Annotated in this window: 2 protein-coding genes; both read left to right on the top strand. The window is 27.5% G+C overall.

Annotation, left to right across the window (positions count from 1 at the left end; all coding sequences use genetic code 11):
• Positions 1 to 540, top strand: a 540-nt coding sequence (locus DWX74_RS10955; protein WP_118549963.1) for a helix-turn-helix domain-containing protein, incomplete at its 5' end; no start/stop codon positions are given.
• A gap of 2 nt (positions 541 to 542) precedes the next feature.
• Positions 543 to 872: IS3 family transposase (locus tag DWX74_RS10950; protein ID WP_147382066.1), on the top strand; the 330-nt coding region annotated here is incomplete at its 3' end.

The following is an 872-nucleotide window of genomic DNA, read 5'->3' as shown; positions in this document are numbered from 1 at the left end:
TATCAAATAAAAGGAGAAAAAGCTTTTAGTGATAAATTTCAAAAAGTTGAATATTCAAAGGAAGTTAAAGAAGCAGCAGTTAAAGCATATTTAAATGGTGATGGTTCACAAAATGAAATTTGTAGAATTTATGGACTTAATTCAAGAAGTCCACTTGAACAATGGATAAAGGAGTATAATAGTAATAAAGAACTAAAATCTTCTAAATCTATTGGAGGAACTATTATGACTAAAAATAAAAAAACTAGCTTTGAAGAAAGAGTTGAAATTGCTCAATATTGCATTAAATTTGGACATAGTTACAGCGAAGCTGCTGAAAAATATAACATATCATATACACAAGCACGTAGCTACGCTCTTAAATATAAAGAATCTGGCAAGGATGCTCTAAAAGATAAAAGAGGAAAAAGAAAATCTGAAGATCAATTAACAGAAGTAGAGCATCTTCGCAGAGAAATAAAACGATTAGAAAATGAAAAAAGACAGGCTGAAATGGAGATAGCTTTATTAAAAAAAATACAGGAAATAGAGAGGAGGTGAGTTTGCAGAGAGTACGAAATAATTATATATACACAGCTATAAAAGAAGTACATGAAAAACATCATTATCCAATAAGTTCTCTATGTAAAATAAGCAATGTAAGTAAAAGTGGTTACTTTAAATGGTTAAAACATCAAAAAACTTACAATGATATAAGAAATGAAAAAATTGCTAATATCATAGAAAAAATACACTCTGACTATCCTGACAAAGGCTACCGCCGTATTAGAGATGATTTATACAGATATTATAATATAAATGTAAATGATAAAAGAATACTACGTATTTGTCGTGTACTTCAAATTAAATCAACTATAAAATATAAAAATAAT

Origin of the sequence: Peptoclostridium sp. AF21-18 (assembly GCF_003478825.1) — a bacterium.
In the GTDB taxonomy this organism is placed as follows: Bacteria; Bacillota; Clostridia; order Peptostreptococcales; family Peptostreptococcaceae; genus Peptacetobacter.
Note: the sequence above shows the minus strand (reverse complement) of the source record. Positions and strands in the feature narration are given on the sequence as shown.